Origin of the sequence: Streptomyces melanosporofaciens (assembly GCF_900105695.1) — a bacterium.
Classification (GTDB): Bacteria; Actinomycetota; Actinomycetes; order Streptomycetales; family Streptomycetaceae; genus Streptomyces; species Streptomyces antimycoticus.
On record NZ_FNST01000002.1, the window covers coordinates 648681 to 667698 of the forward strand.

The 19018-nt window shown below is 69.9% G+C and carries 23 protein-coding genes and 1 pseudogene; 8 read left to right on the forward strand and 16 right to left on the reverse strand.

The features are described 5' to 3' along the window. Positions 1–86 precede the first annotated feature (86 nt). A complete protein-coding gene (locus BLV72_RS05480; RefSeq protein WP_093460650.1) occupies positions 87–1379 on the forward strand; it encodes a carboxymuconolactone decarboxylase family protein in 1293 nt (430 codons plus the stop codon). A gap of 72 nt (positions 1380–1451) precedes the next feature. On the opposite strand, the gene BLV72_RS05485 is transcribed toward BLV72_RS05480, so the two are convergent. The 7 genes from BLV72_RS05485 to BLV72_RS05515 all read right to left on the reverse strand — a co-directional run bounded on the left by BLV72_RS05485 (position 1452) and on the right by BLV72_RS05515 (position 6648). Next, the gene (locus tag BLV72_RS05485; RefSeq protein ID WP_093460652.1) at positions 1452–2129 is read right to left on the reverse strand and encodes an O-methyltransferase; all 678 of its coding nucleotides are present in this window, start codon (positions 2127–2129) and stop codon (positions 1452–1454) included. A 70-nt stretch (positions 2130–2199) separates the two neighbouring features. Further along, positions 2200–3276, reverse strand: a complete 1077-nt coding sequence (locus BLV72_RS05490) for an HAD-IIIC family phosphatase (protein WP_093460653.1) — start codon at positions 3274–3276, stop codon at positions 2200–2202. A gap of 27 nt (positions 3277–3303) precedes the next feature. Beyond that, complete coding sequence (locus BLV72_RS05495; protein ID WP_093460655.1) at positions 3304–4413, reverse strand: acyl-CoA dehydrogenase family protein; 1110 nt, start codon at positions 4411–4413, stop codon at positions 3304–3306. Then, on the reverse strand, positions 4406–4678 hold the full coding sequence (locus BLV72_RS05500) for an acyl carrier protein (protein WP_043236862.1): 273 nt from the start codon (positions 4676–4678) through the stop codon (positions 4406–4408). The genes BLV72_RS05495 and BLV72_RS05500 overlap by 8 nt, the downstream gene beginning before the upstream one ends. 2 nt (positions 4679–4680) lie before the next feature. Then, positions 4681–5544 (reverse strand): 3-hydroxyacyl-CoA dehydrogenase family protein, encoded by an 864-nt coding sequence (locus BLV72_RS05505; RefSeq protein WP_093460656.1) that lies wholly within the window; start codon positions 5542–5544, stop codon positions 4681–4683. A 219-nt stretch (positions 5545–5763) separates the two neighbouring features. Beyond that, positions 5764–5949: a Rossmann-fold NAD(P)-binding domain-containing protein gene (locus BLV72_RS05510; RefSeq protein WP_093460658.1), complete on the reverse strand. Its 186-nt coding sequence runs from the start codon at positions 5947–5949 to the stop codon at positions 5764–5766. 33 nt (positions 5950–5982) lie between these two features. Beyond that, on the reverse strand, positions 5983–6648 hold the full coding sequence (locus tag BLV72_RS05515) for a TetR/AcrR family transcriptional regulator (protein ID WP_093460659.1): 666 nt from the start codon (positions 6646–6648) through the stop codon (positions 5983–5985). Between the two features lie 100 nt (positions 6649–6748). Here BLV72_RS05515 and BLV72_RS05520 point away from each other — a divergent pair, with 100 nt between their 5' ends. After that, complete coding sequence (locus tag BLV72_RS05520; protein ID WP_093460661.1) at positions 6749–7672, forward strand: SDR family NAD(P)-dependent oxidoreductase; 924 nt, start codon at positions 6749–6751, stop codon at positions 7670–7672. Positions 7673–7730: 58 nt separating this feature from the next. On the opposite strand, the gene BLV72_RS05525 is transcribed toward BLV72_RS05520, so the two are convergent. The 3 genes from BLV72_RS05525 to BLV72_RS47240 are packed head-to-tail and all read right to left on the reverse strand — an operon-like array spanning position 7731 to position 8610. Next, positions 7731–8150, reverse strand: coding sequence for a type II toxin-antitoxin system VapC family toxin (locus BLV72_RS05525; RefSeq protein WP_093460662.1), 420 nt, complete (start codon positions 8148–8150; stop codon positions 7731–7733). Continuing rightward, the gene (locus BLV72_RS05530) at positions 8147–8377 is read right to left on the reverse strand and encodes a FitA-like ribbon-helix-helix domain-containing protein (protein WP_093470180.1); all 231 of its coding nucleotides are present in this window, start codon (positions 8375–8377) and stop codon (positions 8147–8149) included. Before BLV72_RS05530 ends, BLV72_RS05525 begins: the two co-directional genes overlap by 4 nt. A 41-nt stretch (positions 8378–8418) precedes the next feature. Further along, positions 8419–8610 carry a hypothetical protein gene (locus BLV72_RS47240; protein ID WP_143059761.1) on the reverse strand — a complete coding sequence of 64 codons (192 nt, stop codon included), beginning with the start codon at positions 8608–8610 and terminating at the stop codon, positions 8419–8421. Positions 8611–8730: 120 nt separating this feature from the next. Here BLV72_RS47240 and BLV72_RS05535 point away from each other — a divergent pair, with 120 nt between their 5' ends. The 3 genes from BLV72_RS05535 to BLV72_RS05545 are packed head-to-tail and all read left to right on the forward strand — an operon-like array spanning position 8731 to position 10522. Then, entirely contained in the window at positions 8731–9579 is an 849-nt protein-coding gene (locus BLV72_RS05535) for a helix-turn-helix domain-containing protein (RefSeq protein ID WP_093460664.1), read from the forward strand. After that, positions 9558–9767, forward strand: coding sequence for a DUF397 domain-containing protein (locus tag BLV72_RS05540; protein WP_093460665.1), 210 nt, complete (start codon positions 9558–9560; stop codon positions 9765–9767). Before BLV72_RS05535 ends, BLV72_RS05540 begins: the two co-directional genes overlap by 22 nt. After that, complete coding sequence (locus tag BLV72_RS05545; protein ID WP_244320671.1) at positions 9764–10522, forward strand: type 1 glutamine amidotransferase; 759 nt, start codon at positions 9764–9766, stop codon at positions 10520–10522. The genes BLV72_RS05540 and BLV72_RS05545 overlap by 4 nt, the downstream gene beginning before the upstream one ends. Here BLV72_RS05545 and BLV72_RS05550 read toward each other — a convergent pair. The 4 genes and pseudogenes from BLV72_RS05550 to BLV72_RS05565 form a co-directional block, all read right to left on the reverse strand. Further along, on the reverse strand, positions 10449–11216 hold the full coding sequence (locus BLV72_RS05550) for a sulfite exporter TauE/SafE family protein (protein ID WP_093460668.1): 768 nt from the start codon (positions 11214–11216) through the stop codon (positions 10449–10451). The genes BLV72_RS05545 and BLV72_RS05550 overlap by 74 nt on opposite strands. A 48-nt stretch (positions 11217–11264) precedes the next feature. Then, on the reverse strand, positions 11265–11846 hold the full coding sequence (locus BLV72_RS05555; RefSeq protein ID WP_020872433.1) for a Uma2 family endonuclease: 582 nt from the start codon (positions 11844–11846) through the stop codon (positions 11265–11267). A gap of 174 nt (positions 11847–12020) precedes the next feature. Continuing rightward, positions 12021–13009 (reverse strand): annotated as a pseudogene (locus BLV72_RS05560) (aldo/keto reductase). A gap of 67 nt (positions 13010–13076) precedes the next feature. Beyond that, positions 13077–13664, reverse strand: a complete 588-nt coding sequence (locus BLV72_RS05565) for a flavodoxin family protein (protein WP_093460670.1) — start codon at positions 13662–13664, stop codon at positions 13077–13079. Between the two features lie 157 nt (positions 13665–13821). On the opposite strand from BLV72_RS05565, the gene BLV72_RS05570 reads away from it, so the two are divergent. The 3 genes from BLV72_RS05570 (at position 13822) to BLV72_RS05580 (ending at position 15959) form a co-directional block, all read left to right on the forward strand. After that, complete coding sequence (locus BLV72_RS05570) at positions 13822–14550, forward strand: TetR/AcrR family transcriptional regulator (protein ID WP_093460672.1); 729 nt, start codon at positions 13822–13824, stop codon at positions 14548–14550. A gap of 90 nt (positions 14551–14640) precedes the next feature. Beyond that, positions 14641–15513, forward strand: a complete 873-nt coding sequence (locus BLV72_RS05575) for an AraC family transcriptional regulator (protein ID WP_093460674.1) — start codon at positions 14641–14643, stop codon at positions 15511–15513. A gap of 5 nt (positions 15514–15518) precedes the next feature. Further along, positions 15519–15959: a VOC family protein gene (locus BLV72_RS05580; protein ID WP_093460676.1), complete on the forward strand. Its 441-nt coding sequence runs from the start codon at positions 15519–15521 to the stop codon at positions 15957–15959. Between the two features lie 13 nt (positions 15960–15972). Here BLV72_RS05580 and BLV72_RS05585 read toward each other — a convergent pair whose 3' ends face one another. Together BLV72_RS05585 and BLV72_RS05590 are read right to left on the reverse strand one after the other, a co-directional pair. Beyond that, complete coding sequence (locus BLV72_RS05585; RefSeq protein WP_093460678.1) at positions 15973–17178, reverse strand: type III PLP-dependent enzyme; 1206 nt, start codon at positions 17176–17178, stop codon at positions 15973–15975. Then, a complete protein-coding gene (locus BLV72_RS05590) occupies positions 17175–18971 on the reverse strand; it encodes an IucA/IucC family protein (RefSeq protein ID WP_093460680.1) in 1797 nt (598 codons plus the stop codon). The genes BLV72_RS05585 and BLV72_RS05590 overlap by 4 nt, the downstream gene beginning before the upstream one ends. Between the last annotated feature and the right edge of the window lie 47 nt (positions 18972–19018).

Here is a 19018-nt window from a genome sequence, read left to right on the forward strand (position 1 = left end):
CCGAACGTCAAGCTGCCCGCTGCCCGACAGCCGACAGCGCGTCCGTCGGGACGCCGACGTGACAACACAAGCGCGAGGGTGAGGAAATGCGGCCCAGGATCGATCCGCAGGACGCGGACGACTTCGCCGTCACACCGGCCGGCCAGGTCTACCTCCAGGAGGTCAGCCGGTCCTTGAACGGGATCCTCGCGGACCGGCCGCCGCCGAACGTCCACCGGACCATCGCCAACCATCCGACGCTGCTGCCCGCGATGCAGCCGCTGATGTCTCATGTGGCGGGCGATATCCTCCCGCCGCGCGAGCGCGAGCTCGTCATCCTGCGGACGGCGTGGCGTTCGCAGGCCTCGTACGTCTGGGCGCATCACCATGCCGCGGGGCTCTTCGTCGGGCTGACCGAGACGGAGATCGCCCGAGCCGCCTCGGAGGACGCCACCGGCTGGACGCCGTTCGAGGCCGCCCTGCTCACGGCGGTCGACGAGCTCCACACCAAGTCGGCGATCTCGGACAGCACGTGGAAGCAGCTCGCCGAGCGCTACAGCGAGGAGCAGATCCTCGAACTGCTGGCCCTGGCCGGCACCTACAAGACCCTGGCGTTCATCCTGAATTCCTGCCTGGTCCCGGTCGACAGCTGGATGGAGCGTCCGGCGCTGCTGCCGGTGGACCCGGCGCAGCTCACCTCCGGCAGACATGCCCGCCCGCGCGAGTCGCCTCCGGGATCGGGTGCCGAGACATGGAACCGACGCATCGTGTTGCAGAACGACAGCGGGCTCTCGCAGCTCACACCCTCGGCGGCCCAGCCCGAGCCGCCACTTCATGAGATTCTCGTCCGCTATCCGGACCTGATGTCCACGGCCACGCAGGCCCGCGAGACCGGCTCGCCGCTCCTGCTGATCCGCCGGAACTCCTCGGACATCATGCCGGACACGGACGGCTACTCCTTCAGCGCCACCCATCTGTTCGCCGATTCCTCGGGTGTCCCGATTCTCGCCGAAGTGGTGGAACCGCACGACACCTGGAACGCGCACAGCGCGCTGTCCAAAATTCTCGACTACGCGGGCAGCGGGGCCCGGCACTGGCCGCTCCACATACTGCAGCGCTCACTCGAGTACACCGCGCAATTGCAGGACACCACCGCGGACGGTTTGCTGGCGGAGATGGGCTATCCGATCGACCAGGGCTCGTTCCTGCGCACGATCGAGGGGAATCTGGCCCTGGGCAGGCTCCGTATGGTCATTGTGGCCAGTCAATTCCCGCCCGAATTCAACCGGGTCATCTCGTTCCTCGGCCAGCAGCTCCGCCCCGCCGAGGTGTACGGCGTCGAACTGCGCCGCTTCTCCGACGGGTCCCACGCGGCGTACATACCGCGGGTGGTCACCTGAGCGGGGAAGCCTCCGCGGACGGCCGAGGCGGGCCGGAGCGTCGGCTCCGGCCCGCCTCGGCCGTCGCTCCGCTCACTCACCCGCGGGCGACTTCTTGCGGATCAGCGTGATGCCGTCCGCCATGGGGACCAGCGACATCTCGACCCGTGGATCGTCGTGGACCAGCTTGTTGAACGCGCGGATCCCGGCGGTGTCGACGTCCTGCGCCTCGGGGTCCACGACCTTGCCGAAGAACAGCGTGTTGTCGACCACGATCAGGCCGCGGTCGCCGAGGAGCGTCAGCGCCATCTCGTAGTAGTGCGGGTAGCCCTGCTTGTCGGCGTCGATGAACACGAAGTCGAAGGTGCCGGGGCCCTCCTCCGCGAGGATCGCCTCGAGGGTGTCGGCCGCGTCACCGACCCGCAGGTCGATCCGCCCCTCCACGCCCGCCCTGGCCCAGTAGTCGGCGCCGATGCTCGCCCAGCGGTCGGTGATGTCACAGGTGACGAGCTGTCCGCCGGGCGCGAGCGCACGGGCCAGGCACAGGGTGCTGTACCCGGTGAACGTGCCGATCTCCAGCATCCTCTTCGCCGGGGTGAGTCCGGCCAGCAGCGTCAGGAGCTGGCCCTCCTCGGCCATGACCTGCATCGCGGTGCCCGCGGGAAGCTGCGCCGTCGTCTCGCGCAGCTCCCGCAGGACCTCGTCCTCCCGCAGGGAGACATCCCGGATGTACTCCGAGAGCGCGGCCGGGAGACCTACCTGGTTCGCCATGGGTCATCCATCTTCTCTGGTCTTCTCACATCGGAACCGGCCGGGAGGCGGCCTCCCGGCCGGTGAGGGCTCAGACGCCCTGGAGGCTGACGGCGTGCAGCTCCATCGTGGGCGGCGGGTCGGACGGCGCCGGGGACAGATGCAGCCGCTGGACCTCCTCCTGTGCGGGCGCGGGCAGTTGGGCCCGGCAGTCGCACGGCTCGTCGGTGAAACCGGCGAAGCGGTAGGCGATCTCCATCATCCGGTTGCGCTCGGTCTGCCGGAAGTCGGCGGCCAGATGGACCCCCGCCCGGGCGGCCTGATCGCCGAGCCAGCGCAGGATCGCCGAACCGGCGCCGAACGACACCACACGACACGACGTGGCCAGCAGCTTCAGGTGCCAGACGCCTTCGTGCTTCTCCAGCAGTTGGAGACCGACCGCGCCATGCGGCCCGAACCGGTCGGTGAGCGTGGTCACCAGCACCTCATGGCGTGGATCGGCCAGCAGCGCCCGCAGATCGGTGATGGAGTAGTGCACACCGGTGGCGTTCATCTGGCTGGTGCGCAGCGTCAGCTCCTCCACCCGGGAGAGCTCCTCCTCGGTGGCGCGTCCGATGCGCATCACCAGTTCCAGCGAGCGCAGGAAGTCCTCGCTCGGCCCCTGGAACTGTGCCTCGGCCGCCTTCCGCTCGAATCCGGCCTGGTACATCTGCCGACGGCGGCGCGCGTCCACGGTCACCGTCGCCGGGTTGAACTCCGGCAGCGAGGAAAGCTCGGACAGTTGCTCGGCGTCATAGCAGCGGACTTCGGGCAGATGGAACTGGACCTCCGCCCGCTCCGTCGGCTGGTCGTCGATGAAGGCGATCGTGCCGAGGGCGAAGTTGAGCTCGGTGGCGATCTCCCGCACCGAATCGGACTTCGGACCCCAGCCGATGCGCGGCAGCACGAAGTACTCGGCGACGCCCAGCGCCTCGAGCTGCTTCCATGCCAGGTCGTGGTCGTTCTTGCTGGCCACCGACTGCAGGATGCCGCGGCTGTCCAGCTCGGCGATGAGTTCTCTGACCGGGCCGGGGAGCGTCACCGTCCCGTCCTCCAGCAACGTGCCCTGCCACAGGGTGTTGTCGAGGTCCCACACCAGACACTTGACGATCGAGGTCTGTTCAGCCACGGCTCTTCCTTGTCTCGGGACGCCGACTCATGTCGCGGGCATCGACACGGCGTGGTCGGCGAGGATCAGCTGACAGATCTCCGTACTGCCCTCGATGAGTTCCATGAGCTTCGCGTCGCGGTACGCGCGCTCGACCACATGGCCCTCGTGTGCCGCCGCCGAACCCAGCACCTGCACCGCCGTGGCGGCGCCCTGCGCGGCCTGGACGGCGCTCACCTGCTTGGCGAGGACGGTGGCGACGACCATCTCGGGAGAGCCCTCGTCCCAGCACCTGCTGGCGTGTTCGCACACCCGGGCGGCGATCTGCTCGGAGGTCAGCAGATTCGCCAGGTGGCGGGCGACGAGCTGGTGGTCCGCGAGCCGCTTTCCGAACTGCGTCCGGGTGCGGGCATGGCCGCGGGCCGCGTCGAGGCAGGCCCGGAGGATGCCGACACAGCCCCAGGCGACCGAGATCCGCCCGTACGCCAGCGCGGTGGTCACCAGCAGCATCAGGGGCTGTCCACCGCCGAGCACGGCGGTGGCGGGCAGCCGCACCTCATCCAGCGTCACGTTCGCATGGCCCGCGGCCCGGCAGCCGGACGGCTGCGCCACCCTGGTCACGGTGACGCCCGGAGCCGAGCTCGGCACCACGACGGCGGCCGCACCCGAGCCATAGCGGCCGACGACCACGATCATGTCGGCGTAGTGGGCCGCGGTCGTCCACACCTTCTGGCCGCGGACGACGACGGTGTCGTCGTCCCGCTCGATGGTCGTGGTCATCGCCGACAGATCGCTGCCCGCCTCCGGCTCGCTGAACGCGACGGCGGCGAGCTGACCCCCGGCCAGTTTCGGCAGGTAAGCGGCGTGCTGTGGTGCGCTGCCCAGGCGCTGAATGGTCCACGCGGCCATGCCCTGCGAGGTCATCACGCTCCGCAGGGAGCTGCACCGGCTGCCGACGAACGCGGTGAACTCGCCGTTCGCCGCGCTGCTCGCGCCGAGTCCGCCGGACGCCTCCGGCACCCCGGCGCACAGCAGGCCGCGAGCGGACAGCGTGCGCAGGACCTCCTCGGGGATCAGACCGGTCCGGTCCCACTCGGCGGCCCGGTCGCCGACCAGGTCGTCGACGAGATCGCGGGCGCCGGCGAGCGGCTCAGTCATCGGCGGGCTTCTCGCCGCCGCGCAACCGCACCACCAGAGCGGTCATGGCCGCGATGGTGCGGAAGTTGTCCCGCTTGAGGTCGTCCCCCAGGATCTGTACGGAGAATGCCTGTTCCAGATGGACGACGAGCTCCATCGCGAACATCGACGACACCAGCCCGGACCCGAAGAGGTCCTGGTCGGCGGGGACCTCCGCCTTCACCCGCTCCGAGACGAACGCCGTGATCGCCTGCTCGGTCGCCTCGGCGGTGACTGCCTGGTCCATACTCACGAAAGCACCTCTCCATAGTTGTAGAACCCGCGCCCTGTCTTACGCCCCAGATCACCGCGGCGCACCTTCTCCATCAGAAGTTCACAGGGTTCGAAGGTGGAGTTTCCGGTCCGCTCGGCAAGGAGCCGAAGAGCGTCCGCGAGATTGTCGAGTCCGATCAGATCGGCGGTGCGCAGCGGACCGGTCGGATGACCGAGGCAGCCGTGCATGAGCTGGTCCACGTCCTCGACGCTCGCGGTGCCCTCGGCCACGATGCGCGCCGCTTCATTGATCATGGGGTGCAGCAGCCTGCTGGTGACGAAGCCCGGCGCGTCCCGCACGACGACCGTCTCCCGCCCCAGCCGCTCCAGCAGGGACAGGATCGCGGCCATGGCGTCCTCGCCGGTCTGCGGGCCGCGCACCACTTCCACCATCTCGATGAGATAGGAGGGATTCATGAAGTGCACGCCGGCCAGTTCCGCGGGCCGCTGCACCGACTTCGCCAGTTCGGCGATGGGAATTCCCGAGGTGTTGGTGATCAGCGGGACCCCGGCGGGGACCGTGCCGGAGAGCTCCGCCATGACCCGCGCCTTGAGCGCGGCGTCCTCGGTGATCGCCTCGATCACCACATCGGCGTCCGCGACATCGCCGCTGGAAAGCGTCGTGGTCAGTGTCCCGGTGGCCTGGGAGGCGGGGAAGGCACCCATGAACTGCCCGTGCCGCAACAACTGGGCGATTTCCGCTCGGGCGCTCTCCAGCACATCACCCGAGACATCGACCAGCACGACATCGACCCCACGGCCCAGCGCGAGTGCGGTGATGTTGCGTCCCATTACCCCGGCGCCGACGACCGCGATCGTGTCCGATGCGGAACCCGCCATCCCCTGCCTCCAATCGTCACTCAGATGAGCGCGCCCCGGTAGGGCACACAACAAGTGAATGCCAACAGGAACGGCAGGCCCCTGTCTCTGTGGCACTTTCAGGTGAAAATACTAGGAGAGCGCGGCCGGTGTCGATGGGGCGCAACCACCGCCGCCACCTCGGCATCTCCACCTGATCCAGGGCGATTTGGGCCATCCGCCGGCCGTCGGGGACGGCAGTCACCGGCCCACGGGACCGTTCATGTCGAAGAAGCCGCCACTGGGACGGTCCGCCGGGAGCGTGGCGGCGCGCACGACGACCTTCGCCCCCTGCGATGGATGCTGTGTTCCGAGGTTGCTGTTCAGATCGGTGGCGTTGTGCCCCGGGCCCACCGAGTTGATCTTGATATTCGCGACACAGCACATGCCGCGGTGAACAGCGGGCCGAGACAGGAGGGTTCAGGCGCGCGGCAGCACGCCCAGGAGTGCCGAGGTGAAGGAGATCCGCAGAGCGTCACGCAGCTCCAGGTGGAGCACGCCGAGGGCAGGCTCGTCCGCGTAGGCGGCAAGGACGCTGGGCGGCGGCGGGACGTACGCCGACAGGGCACCCGCCGAGACCAGGCTCATCAGGCAGAACAGCTGCGCGCTGTCGCCGAGTTCGGGCACGTGGCGGCGCACGAGCTCGGTCATGGCCGCGAGCCGCGCGAGGGAGGACCGCTTGTGCCGCTTGACCACCTCGACCGAGACGTTGTGCTCAAGGACGCCGCCCTGCGCGCCGAAGAGGTCGCACAGCACCACCCGGCCCGCCAGCGACCGACTGAGGATCTCGGCCAACTGGCCCGCCCGCACTTCCGGCGCCGCATGCGCCTCGATGCCCGCGGCCAGCTCGTCCGCCAGCTCGGCGAGCCAGCTCTCCAGAAAAACGTCCAGCAGTTCGAGCAGCACCGCCTCGCGTGACTCGAAATACCGCAGGACGTTCGACTTGGCCAGGCCCACCCGCCGGCTGAGCTCGTTGAGGCTCACCTCGGCCACGGGCATCTCGTCGAGCATCGCCGCCGCCGTGTCCAGGATCGCCCGGCGGCGGATCTCCCGCTGCTCCTCGCTTCGCGCTCGCTGAAATGTCACGCCCTCAGCCTAGCTTAAAGACCACCGGTCCCTTGACAGAAGACCGGCGGTCTCTTACGTTGCTCCTCGTAACAGACCGATGGTTCTTTAGGAGTGCGTCATGAGCGGCAACTGGACAGAGCAGCACATTCCTGATCAGCACGGCCGGGTGGCGATCGTGACCGGCGCCAACACCGGGCTGGGCTTCGAGACCGCCCGGATGCTCGCGGAGCGCGGGGCGGCGGTGGTCCTGGCGGTCCGCGACGCGAAGAAGGGCAAGCAGGCAGCCGCCCGCATCACCGGCGACGTCACGGTCCAGTCCCTCGATCTGGCCTCCTTGGACTCGATCCGGTCCGCGGCGGCCGACCTGCGCGCGACCCACCCGCGCATCGACCTTCTGATCAACAACGCGGGCGTGATGTACACCCCACGGCAGACCACCGCCGACGGCTTCGAGCTGCAGTTCGGCACCAACCACCTCGGCCACTTCGCCCTGACCGGCCTGCTGCTGGACCGGCTCCTGCCCGTCCCCGGCTCCCGCGTCGTGACGGTCAGCAGCACCGGTCACCGCATCCGGGCCGCCATCCACTTCGACGACCTGCAGTGGGAGCGCTCGTACAGCCGCGTCGCCGCCTACGGCCAGGCCAAACTCGCCAACCTGATGTTCACGTACGAACTGCAGCGCCGGCTCGCACCGCACGGCACCACGGTCGCGGTGGCCGCCCATCCCGGCGTGTCCAACACCGAGCTCGCCCGCAACACGCCCGCCGCGCTTCGCGTGCCCGTCACCTGGCTCGCGCCGCTGCTCACCCAGAAGGCCGAGATGGGCGCCCTGCCCACCCTGCGCGCCGCCACCGATCCAGCCGTCACCGGCGGCCAGTACTACGGCCCCGGCAACCGGGGGGAGATCCGCGGCTACCCGAAGCTGGTCACCTCCAGCCCCGACTCCCACGACCAGACCGCCCAGCAGCGCCTGTGGACCGTCTCCGAGGAGCTCACCGGGGTGACATTCTCGGCGGTGACTCCACAGCGGAGGGATTCCTGAGGCCGCAACCGGATTCGAACCGGTGTGGACCGGCCCCGGGGTTGCGATGACCCCACGGTCAGGAACACCCGTCGAACGTCTCGATCTCACAGCGCGCCGCCCCGGCCTTGCCGATCTTGGCATCACTGGTGATCAACGGCACGCCCAGGCTTTCAGCAAGCGCGACGTACTGGGCGTCATAGGTGGACAGGTTGCTCGACAAGCCCTTGACCCGCTCCCAGAGGATCAGCGTTTCATGCCGGTCGATCACCAAGTCGCGATACGTCGCCACGGCCTTTCGTAGCTGCTTATCGCTCAGCTTGGGATCGCCACCACGTCGCCCGCGCCCCAGGCCGAGCAACGCCGACATGATCTCGTAGTCGAGCAGGTGGGGTGCGTCGAGCCGATCCTCCTTCGCGACACGTTGACGTACGCCATGCCCTATGGGGCCCTCGTCCGTCAAGAAGAAGACGAGCGCGGAGCAATCGATGACGATCAACGGCCCGCCCTTGCGTCGCGGATCGCGGTCAGCACGTCCGATGTGCTCAGGCTTGCACTGGCCTCAGCCTCGGCACGTGCCGCGACCTCGGCGAGCGTGGGCCTGGAGGCTTCACCGACGAGTACGTCCAGCGCATACGCCTGGAGTGACTTGCCAGCCTGCGCGGCACGAGCCTTCAGCGTGGCAAGGGCGTCGTCCGGTACGTCGCGGATGGTCAGAGCAGTCATGCGCTGCATTTTAGCAGCACTGCATGCATAATGCAGCCGCATTACAGGTCCGCACTCACTCGGTGGCGCGGGCAGCTGCACGGCGGGAACTGGCTGGACCGCAAGGGTTCGAGCTTGTCCTTGACCACGACGACCACCCTGCCGAGCTCCTGCGTCACGACCGCGCCGTCCGGCGAGACGCGGTAGACGCGCATCGTCATCCGTGGAGCGGCGGATTCGGTGTGTGAGAACACGTTGACCTGTCTTTCCGGTCGGTCAATTACGTTGAGTGCACATACCGTTGCGCTCCGGCGCGTAGGCTGGAAAGAGGCGACACGTCCCAGCCAAGATCGCGGGACAAGAGGGGATCCACAATGCCGTTCCAGCCACGCGAACTCTTTCCCGACCGCTCCGCACGCGACCTCTTCGGCGCGGAGATCCGCCGCCACCGGGAGAAGGCGGACATGTCGCTGCGGCGGCTGTCCGAGGTACTGAACTACAGCAAATCGCACCTGGCGCGGATCGAGGCGGCGGAGTCCCTGCCGTACGACGACCTTCCGTCGAAGCTGGACGCGTGCTTCGGGACGGACGGGATGTTCGCGCGGATCTATGCGCTGGCGAAGAATGAGCCGTTCAAGAGCAAGTACCGGGGTGTCATGGAGGTTGAGAAGCACGCGGTGGCCATTGAGGAGTACGCCTGCGCCACGATTCCAGGTCTGCTCCAGACTCCCGAACACGCGAGGGCGTCTCTGCGCATTGGGAACCGATACGCCCCTGAGGCAGAGATCGACGCGATGACGAAGGCCAGGCTTGCCCGACAAGCTCGGCTGAGCCAAGTCCAACCGCCTGACTGCTGGTTCATCGTGGACGAGGCCGCGTTGCGCCGCGCCGCCGGAGAACCTGAGGTGATGCGCGACCAGTTGATGTCCCTGATCGAGCGCGGAACACAACCGCACGTGACCATCCAGGTCCTGCCTTTCGGCGCAGGTCAGCACCCGGATGCGGGCAGGACTCTGGTTCTCTACACACTGTCCAATGAACCGACGCTCGCCTACGAGGAAGGCTCCCATCGCGGCGGATTCATCGAGGACTCGGGCGCAGTCGCCAAGCTCCGCAAGAACTACGATCTGCTCAGGGCCATGGCCCTCTCGCCACGGGACTCCGAGGCGATGATCCAAGCCGTGATGAAGGACTGGACCTCATGGGAACCGCCCCAGATCTGAGAACCGCTTCGTGGCGCAAGAGCAGCTACAGCAACAATGACGGCGGCGTATGCGTCGAGGTCGCCGACAACTTCCCCGGCATCGTTCCCGTACGTGACTCCAAGGACCCCGACGGGCCTGTCCTCATATTCCCCAACGGCTCGTGGAGCGCCTTCATAGCGAGCCTGAAGAAGAAGGCAAGGATGTGAGCCGCCTCCTCGTCATCCGCAACGCGGAACCCAGTGGGCCGGGGCGGTTGCGGCCGTGGTGGGAGGAGATGGGGCTGACGGTGGTCGAAACCGGCGGCGCGTCGGCCCCCGCGTCCCCGGAGGGTTTCGACGCGGTGGTCCTGCTCGGTGGTGGCTTCCTGCCGACTGCCGACGCGTACGCGCCCTGGCTACCGGCCGAACGGGAACTCGCCCGGCGTGCCATCGCCGAGGGGGTCCCGTTGCTGGGGATCTGCCTGGGGGCCCAGGTGCTCGCCGTCGCGGCGGGTGGGACAGTGCTCGGCGATCATGGTCGGCCCGAACGGGGCTCCTGTGCTGTCCGGTTGCGGCCCGAGGCCGACGCCGACGCGCTGTTCGCCGGGGTACCGCGTGAGTTCCGGGCCATTCAGAACCACCGTGACCAGATCACCGCGCTTCCCCCCGGCGCCGTCTGGCTCGCATCGAGCGAGGCCTGTCCGGTGCAGGCGTTCCGGGTGGGCGAGCGGGCCTGGGGCGTGCAGTTTCATCCGGAGGTGGGGGCAGACCGCCTCGACGGCTGGGACGAAGCCGCCCTGGCCGACGCGGGCCTGGACCTGGGCGCACTCCGGGCCGAGGCCGAGCGGGTCGAGCCGGAGTCCGTGCGTACGGCACGGCGACTGGCGGCGAACTTCGCCGATGTGGTCCTCAGCGCAGCAGCAGTTGGAGGCCGCCCAGCACCGTCGCCGCGATCACCAGTCGCTCGAAGAGCCGCTGATTGATCCGGTCCACGCACGCCTTACCGATGTACGCACCGGGCAGAACGAAGAGCGCCAGCAGCGCGTCCAGAAGCAGGGAGCGGCCGTCGATCAGGCCGAGGCCGACGCTGAAGGGCACCTTGGCCACGTTCACGATCAGGAAGAACCAGGCCGAGGTGCCCAGGAAACCCAGCTTCCGGAAGCCGGCGGAGAGCAGGTAGAGCGACATCACGGGGCCGCCCGCGTTGGCCACCATCGTGGTGAAGCCGCCGAGCACACCGTACGAACCGGCCTTGAGCCGGGCCCCCGCCCCGTCCGCGTCGGGCGTCGTCGCGGGGACCTCGGCCCGGGCCGCCGTACGCCGCCGCCAGACCGTGACCCCGGCCATCAGCAGCAGGATCGCCCCGATGGACGTGCGCACCTCCGCGTCCCCGGCCCAGAGCAGGAACACCGTGCCCACCACCACCCCGGCCGCGACCGCCGGGAACAGCCGCAGCAGGGTCCCCCAGTGCGCGTGCCGTCGGTAGGTGCGCACGGCGAGCAGATCGCCGACGATCAGCAGGGGGAGCAGCACACCGGTCGACTCCCGGGCCGGAAGCACCGCCGCGAAGATCGCGAGGCTGACGGTATTGGCGCCGCTGACGGCGGTCTTCGAGAAGCCGACGAGTATGGATGCCGCCGCGAGCGCGGCGAACTCCCAGAGGGTAACGGTGTACATGCCACCGGATGATTCCAGGCCGCCGCGCGCCTGCCGGAGGCAGGGACCTCAGCGCACCCAGCCCTGGAGCGGCTCGGTGTCGAGCGTGACGCCGACCGGCGCGGGCAGTGTGAGCGGCTTGCCGAACGGCACTGTCTTGGTGCTCTCGTACCGGACCCCGTCGGGCTCACTGAAGACCGTGACCTCACCGGCCTCCCGGTCGACCAGCAGATACACCGGGATGCCCGTCTCGGCGTAGGCGCGTGGCTTCTCCACCCGGTCCCTGCGGTCGGTGTCGGAGTCGTACGAGGTGACCTCCACGACCATCAGGACGGGATCGGCGTCGGCCCACTCTCCCTGACCGACGAACGCGTCACTGTGGGCGAGGGTCCCGTCGGGGCGGGCGTGGCCGTTACGGTAGGTCTCGACCTTGAGGCCCTGGTCATGCAGCCACAGGTCGGGATGGGCCTGAATGCAGATCCGCGCCAGCCACTGGATGATCCGCCCATGATCGCCATCCGGCACCGGCGTGACCCCGATCTTCCCGTTGATGAACTCCCACCGCACTCCCTCCGCCACGCGGGCCGCCAGCCGCGCGTACTCCTCGAACTCCTCCGGCAGCATCTGCGGACGATCGTGGGTCGCGGTCATGACCGGGAGCCTCCTTCGGGTGCGGTGCGCTCTCAGGGTAGTCGTTCGCAAGGGCCACCACCTCAGCCCGTACGCATCCGAACACGCTCACACGAAGCCGTCCGCCCCGCCCCCGCCACCCTGCGCTGATCTCACCGGAGCCGACCTGAGTGGCATCTGTCCCGGGGTGGATCATCAGATCCATGTGGGCACGTGCCCCTCGGTGTAGCGGGCGCCGAAGCCGCCCAGAGGCAGGATCTCGTCGATGGCCTTGAGGTCGGCGTCGGTGAGGGCGAGGTCGGCGGCGCCGGCGTTTTCCTCGATGCGCTTTGGGCTGCGGGTGCCGGGGATCGGCACGATGTGCTCGCCCCGGGTCAGGAGCCAGGCCAGAGCCAGCTGGGAGACGGTGGCGCCCTGGGCCGCCGCGAGCTCGGCGAGCCGGTCGACGGCTTCGACGTTCTTCTCGAAGTTGCCCGGCTGCCAGCGCGGGTCGACGTTGCGCATGTCGGTGGCTACGTACTGGCCGGCGGGTTTGGCGGTGCCGGTGATGAACCCGCGGCCGAGGGGGAATAGGCGACGAAGCCGATACCGAGTTCGTCCAGGGTGGGGAAGAGCCGCTCGACGTCCCGTTCGAACAGGGAGTACTCGGTCTGCAGGACGGAGACCGGCTGCACGGCGTGCGCCTTGCGGATCGTCTCGGGTCCGGCCTCGCTGAGGCCGAAGTACTTCACCTTGCCCGCTTCGATCAGCTCCTTGACGGTGCCCGCGACCTCCTCTATGGGCACCTCGGGGTCGACGCGGTGCTGGTAGAAGACGTCGATGTGATCCACGCCGAGGTAGTGCAGGCTGTTGTCGGCGACCTTGCGGATGTTGTCGGGCCGGCTGTTGACTGCGCCGCCGATCTGCTCGGGAGGCACGGACATGTCGACACCGAACTTGGTGGCCAGGACCACCTCGTCGCGGAAGTCCCTGACCGCCTTGCCGACCAGGATCTCGTTGGATCCGGTGCCCCAGCCGTACATCTCGGCGGTGTCGAAGAAGGTGACGCCCAGGTCGTGCGCGCGGCGGAGGGCGGCGACGCCGGCCTCCTCGTCGGTGGGTCCGTAGGCCATCGTCAGGCCCATCGCGCCGTAGCCGATCGCCGAGACCTCAAGGCCCTGGCTTCCCAGCGTCCGGTGCTGCATGACGTACTCCTTCGAAGAGAACTAAAGGGTGGTTTATGAACGAAGGGTGCTTCCACGGACCGTTGCGTCAGTGCGTTGCGGCGATCAGTCCGGCGCGGTGGATGCGGGTGTGCTCGGCGACGCGCTGGCCGAGGTGGCGAGCAGTGTTCAGGTCCGCGTCGTGGACCGCGGGGGTGTCGTTGAAGCTCTGTGCGCCGGCGCCGAGGTAGAAGCCGAGGCGGTTGTCGTCCTGGGAGCTGGACGTGGTGGTGTTCCAGCCCGGCAGGAGGTTCAGGCTGACCCAGAGCATTCCGTGCTGGGCCGCCAGGAGCGAGAGGTACTGCAGGGTGTGCAGCTTGTCGCCGCTCATGGAGCCGGAGTTGGTGAATCCCGCCGCGAGCTTGTCGCTCCAGGCGCGGGTCATCCACCGCTTGCTGCTGGCCTCGGCGAAGGCGTGGAACGCCCCCGACGCGGTGCCCATGTAGGTGGGGGTGCCGAAGATGATGGCGTCCGCGGCGTCCATCAGTTCCCAGTCGGCGTCGCCGAGGGAGGCGACGTCCACGCTGTGGACGTGCGTCCCGGCGATGGAGCGCGCGCCGTCGGCCACGGCCGTGGCGATCTGCGCGGTGTGGCCGTAGCCGGAATGCGACGCGATGACGATCGAGATATCGGACATGGGTGTTCCTCTTCTGCCGCGATGGCGGCGTGTTCGGTGGTGGTGCCGGCGGACGATGAGCTGCCCGCCGCGGCGGTCGGTGCGCTTGGATCGTCGTTCCGCTTTAGACCGTAGCATTGATAGAGCGACGCTACGCAAAATGCGATATCGTTGTTCCATGAACGAGGGACGACGCGCCGCGCGGCGCCAGGTGCTGCAGGTGGCCGCCGGGCTTCTGGAGGAGGGTGGCAGCGAGGCGGTCTCCACACGCGCTGTCGCCGCGGCCGCGGGCATCACGGCCCCCGCGCTGTACCGGATGTTCGACGACAAGGACGGGCTCCTGGCCGAGCTGGCCGCCTACGGGTTCGAGATGTACCTGGCCGAGAAACGGGAGGCACTGGCACTGACCCCCGACGACCCGGTGGCGGACCTCTACCGCGGCTGGGACCTGCACGTCGACTTCGGGGTGCAGCACCCCGCGTTCTACATGCTCATGTACGGCACTGTGCGGCCCGGGCAGCGGCCCCCGGCCGCGGACGAGGCGCACGCCCTGCTGGTCGGACTGCTGGGCCGGGCGGCCGACGCCGGGCGCCTTCGGGTTCCGGTGGAGCAGGCGACCCGCGTCATCCACGCGGCGACAACGGGTGCCACGCTCGCGCTGATCGGCGAAGAGTCCTCGGAGCGGGACCTGACGACTTCGGCACGGCTGCGGGACACCGTCATCGCCTCGATCACCACGGACTCGCCCGCCTCATCCGGGTCGGACCTGGCCTCGCGCGCACTCGCCCTCGATGCCGCACTGGGAACCGCGCTCACCACCGGTACCCCGGCTGCGGGCGCCGGGCTACCTCTGCGAGACACGGAGACGGCTCTGCTGCGCGAATGGCTGCAGCAGCTGGCAGGCTGACCCGGCCGCCTGCTCCGCAGGCGGCCGGGGCGATCTCGCAACATGGCCGACCCCTGCGGGCGAGCCCACCCGCAGGGTGATACTGGCCGCATGAGCAGCCACGAGTTCGTGCGGGCCGGGGCCGGGCTCGGGCAGGGGCTCGGCGGGATGGTGGTGACCGCCGTCGGCTACCGCTCCGAGGGGATACCGCCGACGCTGCACCGGGGGCTGCCCTCCCCCTACCTGACGCTGATCTTCTCGCTGGAGGGCCCCGTCGTCGGCGGCGTCACGCCCGAGCAGGCGCGGGGGCCCGGTGCCTCGCGGACGGAGATCGTCGTCGGCGGTCTGCACCAGCAGCCCGCGTATATCGCCCAGGCCGGAAGCGAGGCCGGGGTGCAGCTCGCGGTGCATCCGCTGGCGGCGCGCACGCTGCTGGGACTTCCGGCCGGGGCACTCACCTCCGAGCTGGTCACCTCCGGGTCGGAGGTGCTGGGCAAGCGGGCCGCCGAGGTGCGGGAGCGGCTCTGCGAGCAGCGAACGTGGGAGGACCGGTTCGCCACGCTGGGCACGTATCTGCGGGAGCGCGCGGCGGCGGGCGAGGACGGGGCGCCGGTGCGCAACGAGGTCGCCGAGGCGTGGACGTGGCTGGCCCGGCATCGCGGGGCCGGGACGCTGACGGGTCTGGCGGACCATGTGGCGCTCAGCCCACGCCGGCTGACCAGTGTGTTCCGGGCCGAGACGGGGCTGAGCCCCAAGCAGGCGGCGCGGCTGATGCGCTTCCAGCACGCCAGAAACACGGTGGTGCGGTCCGTGGCGGTGGGCCGGGCGCCGGACCTGGCCCGGGTCGCCGCCGAGTGCGGCTACTTCGACCACTCCCACCTGGTGCGCGACTTCCGTCAGTACACCGGGGTGAGCCCGACCGCCTGGTTGGCCGAAGAGTGCCGGAATATCCAAGCCGGTGGGCAGCTCTACGGCGAAGAGTAGAGCCCATGAACACCGCACCGAACCAGCAGCAAGAGCAGCGGAAACAGTCGCGTGATCCGGCCGTCTGGCCCACGCTCCAGGCCCATGACTCCGTCGCCCTGATCGACTTCCTGGTCGACACGGTCGGCTTTGTGCGCACGGCCGTCTACCAGGACGAGGACCGCGTCGCCCATGCCCAGCTCGACTGGCCCGAGGGCGGCGGCATCATGCTCGGCTCGTACGACCCGGCCACCAAGAGCTGGTGCCTGGAGCCGGGCACCTTCGGGGGGTACGTCGTCACCGACCACGTCGACGCGCTGTACGAACGGCTCACGGCGGCCGGAGTGCGGGTGCTCCGGCCGATCGAGGACCAGCCGTACGGCAGCCGTGAGTTCGCCATCGCCGACCCGGAGGGCAACAAGTGGTCCTTCGGCACCTACCGGGGCGAGCCCCGGCCCGCCGAGTGACCGTTTTCCACCCTCATTCCTCCAGGTAGTGGAAGCCCGGCCGGGGGTGCATCAGGAAGTCGTGATGCGAGATGTTCCACGCGTACGCACCCGCCATCGCGAAGGCGACCCGGTCCCCCACCCGTAGCTCCGGGACCGGGATCCGGCGGGCCAGCACGTCCTTGGGGGTGCAGAGCTGGCCGACCAGCGTGACCGGCTCCGCCCGTACGGCCGGGCGCGCCCAGGGCCGGGTCCAGGTGTCCCCGGTGTCCATGGGGAGCACCTGGAACGGCTGGTCGTGCTTTTTGGTGGCGGGGGTGCGGAGGTGGTGGGTGCCGCCGCGCACCACCGCGAACGCCTCGCCACCGCTGTGCTTGATGTCCAGCACCTCGGTGACGTACCAGCCGCAGTAGACGGTCAGCGCCCGGCCGGGCTCGATCCGCAGGGTCAGGCCGGGGTGGCGGAGGGCGAGATCGGCCATGCCCTGGCCGTAGGCGACCCAGTCGAAGCGGCGGTCGGGATGGGCGTAGTCCACGCCCATCCCACCGCCGACGTTCACCTCGATGAGGCCCAGGCCGTGGCGTTCGGACAGCTTCGCCGCCCAGTCGGCGATCGCGGCGGCCACGGCGACCTGCGCGGGGGCGTCGAGGCCGCTGGCGAGATGGGCATGGATGCCGCGCAGGCGCAGGGGACTGCCGGAGTCCGCCGAGAGCAGCGGAAGGCAGCGCTCCACGGCCTCGGGGTCGAGGCCGAAGGGGCTCGGGCGGCCGCCCATGGCGAGCGCCGCGCCGCCCAGCTCGTCACCGGCCACCGGGAGATTGACGCGCAGGAGGACGTCCACGTCCGGGACCCCCGCGTCCTGCGCCACCCAGGCCAGCAGCCGCAGCTCCTGCTCGCTCTCCACATGGAACCGCTCCACGCCCAGCGCCAGCGCCCGCCGCAGCTCCCCCTCGGTCTTGCCCGGCCCGCCGAAGGCCAGCGGCACGCCGGGCACGGCCGCGCGGACATGCTCCGCCTCACCGCCGGAGGCGACCTCGTACCCGGTGACGTGGGGCGCGAGGGCCCGGAGGATGGCGGGCGCCGGGTTGGCCTTCGCGGCGTAGTACAGCTCGAGGCCCGGCGGCAGCGCGTCCCGTACGGCCCGCACGTGCGCGCGGAGCGCGGTCAGGTCGTAGACGTAGGCGGGAAGGTCGTCGCCGGTCAGCTCCGTGGCGAGGGTACGGACGGCAGGGGTGATCAACGGCTGCTCCCGGGCTGGTGGATGAGGTGGGCCTCTTCGGACACATGGGCCGCTTCCGACACATGCGCCGCCTCGGACAGCAGGGCGGAGGCGAGCGGGCTGGCGATACGGACATAGCCCGCGTGGCGGTCGGCCCGACGAGCCCAGCGGGTCAGCAGGTTGGCCTTGGCGGGCAGCGGCACGCCCGCCACGAGGGCGCGCAGCGCCGGCGGGTGGTCATGGGCCGCCGAGCGCTCGCACAGCACCCGGCGGACCGCCGACCACAGCGCGGGCTCCAGACGCGGACAGCGGTCGGCGAGGGCGGCCACCATCTCGGCGATGTGGTTGACCAGCAGGCAGTACACCACCCGGTCCCAGCCGTGCTCGCGCTCGTACGTCAGCGGGCGGGCCACCGCCTCGGGCAGCGCGGCGAGCGCGGCGGTGTGCCGCTCGGGCACCAGCTTGGTGCCCTCCAGATCGCGGAAGAGCACCTGGCGGGGGGTGCCGTCGGCGGGGTCGACGCCGATGAGGACGTTCTGGAGGTGGGGTTCCAGGACCACGCCGTGGTCGAAGTAGGCGGCCAGTACGGGCGGTACGAGAAGGTGGAGATACGCCTGCCACCACGCGGAGAGCCGGTCGGGGCCGACATCGGGGAGGAGCCGGGAGATCTGGGCGCCGCTGGTCGGGTACTCATCGGCGACGGCCGCCGCGAGCAGCGCGGTCAGCCCCGGCCGCAGCCGGGCGGCCAGCCCCTCGCGGACGATCACCCCGAAGCCCTCGATGAGCTGCTGGTCGCCGCCGAGGTCCAGCGTCCGGTAGGCGGGTTCACGCAGCAGCTCGCAGCCGGGGAAGCGGGCGGCGAGATCGGCGGCGACCGGCTCCAGCAGCCGGGTCAGGGCGACGGCGCCGGACAGCTCGTAGTCGGCGTTCTTGCGCAGGCAATTGGTGATCCGCACATTGAGGCTGAACTTGAGGAAGTCCCGGCCGTCGTAGAGCGTGCGGACGGACGCGGTGGGCGCGAACTCCGCGCCGCCGGGCCCGAGGTCCAGCACGTCGCCCCGGGCGATGGCCGCCCGCAGCAGACGGTGCTCGCGCAGCATCGCGTACTGCCAGGGGTGCGCGGGCAGCAGCCGGTAGCCCTCGGGGACGGCGCCCTGCCGGTCGAGCGCGCCGAGGGCTCCGGGACTCACGGATTCCTGGCCGACGTACTCCTCGCGTACGTACTCCTGACGTACCGCGAGGTGGTGCAGCGGGAAGCGGGCCCCGGCCTCGGGGGCGAACCGCGCCCAGGAGTCGGCGCTGCCGGTGCGGGCCTTGGGGGTGGGGTGGAAGCGGTGGCCGAAGAGCAGGGACTGTTCGGAGGCGAGGTAAGGGTCCGGGGCGCCGCCGCTCACGGGCGGTGCGTCCCGGTCCTCCAGAGCTTCCCGGCCCTCCAGAGCCGCCAAAGCCGCCGTCATGCCCGCGTGGCTGGAGGCGACCTGGTCCAGGAACTCGTCGTTGTGCACGCCCGTGCGCAGCTCCAGCTCCCGGCGGATGCGCTCGGCCAGCTCGCGCCAGGACACCTCGGTCCAACCGCCCTCGCGCTGCTCGCTGACCGGCCCGGTGAAGCGGTGCGCCCCGATGAGGGAGGTGCGCCGCAGCCCGACGCGCAACAGCACCCCACAGCGCGGCAGCCTCAGCCGCAGCCGGCCATCGGCCACGACGGTCTGGTGCTCCGGCCCCGACACCTCGCGGAGCAGACAGTTGAGCAGGGTGTGGGCGGTGGCGTGGTCGGCGGAGGCCACTGTCGCGGCGGGCGAGGAGGTCATGGGCATGGGGCGGCTCCAGCGGGTGCGGAGAAGAGAGGGGCAGGAGGGGCCTG

What these genes read in the sequence shown, in the direction of transcription:
- BLV72_RS05535 (WP_093460664.1), top strand. Translation starts at nt 8,731, where the DNA reads ATGCCGTTCCAGCCACGCGAACTCTTTCCCGACCGCTCCGCACGCGAC.
- BLV72_RS05500 (WP_043236862.1), bottom strand. Translation starts at nt 4,678, where the DNA reads ATGGACCAGGCAGTCACCGCCGAGGCGACCGAGCAGGCGATCACGGCG.
- BLV72_RS05575 (WP_093460674.1), top strand. Translation starts at nt 14,641, where the DNA reads ATGAGCAGCCACGAGTTCGTGCGGGCCGGGGCCGGGCTCGGGCAGGGG.
- BLV72_RS05520 (WP_093460661.1), top strand. Translation starts at nt 6,749, where the DNA reads ATGAGCGGCAACTGGACAGAGCAGCACATTCCTGATCAGCACGGCCGG.
- BLV72_RS05510 (WP_093460658.1), bottom strand. Translation starts at nt 5,949, where the DNA reads ATGTGCTGTGTCGCGAATATCAAGATCAACTCGGTGGGCCCGGGGCAC.
- BLV72_RS05555 (WP_020872433.1), bottom strand. Translation starts at nt 11,846, where the DNA reads ATGACCGCGACCCACGATCGTCCGCAGATGCTGCCGGAGGAGTTCGAG.
- BLV72_RS05480 (WP_093460650.1), top strand. Translation starts at nt 87, where the DNA reads ATGCGGCCCAGGATCGATCCGCAGGACGCGGACGACTTCGCCGTCACA.
- BLV72_RS05565 (WP_093460670.1), bottom strand. Translation starts at nt 13,664, where the DNA reads ATGTCCGATATCTCGATCGTCATCGCGTCGCATTCCGGCTACGGCCAC.
- BLV72_RS05530 (WP_093470180.1), bottom strand. Translation starts at nt 8,377, where the DNA reads ATGACTGCTCTGACCATCCGCGACGTACCGGACGACGCCCTTGCCACG.
- BLV72_RS05570 (WP_093460672.1), top strand. Translation starts at nt 13,822, where the DNA reads ATGAACGAGGGACGACGCGCCGCGCGGCGCCAGGTGCTGCAGGTGGCC.
- BLV72_RS05505 (WP_093460656.1), bottom strand. Translation starts at nt 5,544, where the DNA reads ATGGCGGGTTCCGCATCGGACACGATCGCGGTCGTCGGCGCCGGGGTA.
- BLV72_RS05485 (WP_093460652.1), bottom strand. Translation starts at nt 2,129, where the DNA reads ATGGCGAACCAGGTAGGTCTCCCGGCCGCGCTCTCGGAGTACATCCGG.
- BLV72_RS05540 (WP_093460665.1), top strand. Translation starts at nt 9,558, where the DNA reads ATGGGAACCGCCCCAGATCTGAGAACCGCTTCGTGGCGCAAGAGCAGC.
- BLV72_RS05495 (WP_093460655.1), bottom strand. Translation starts at nt 4,413, where the DNA reads ATGACTGAGCCGCTCGCCGGCGCCCGCGATCTCGTCGACGACCTGGTC.
- BLV72_RS05550 (WP_093460668.1), bottom strand. Translation starts at nt 11,216, where the DNA reads ATGTACACCGTTACCCTCTGGGAGTTCGCCGCGCTCGCGGCGGCATCC.
- BLV72_RS05580 (WP_093460676.1), top strand. Translation starts at nt 15,519, where the DNA reads ATGAACACCGCACCGAACCAGCAGCAAGAGCAGCGGAAACAGTCGCGT.
- BLV72_RS05590 (WP_093460680.1), bottom strand. Translation starts at nt 18,971, where the DNA reads ATGCCCATGACCTCCTCGCCCGCCGCGACAGTGGCCTCCGCCGACCAC.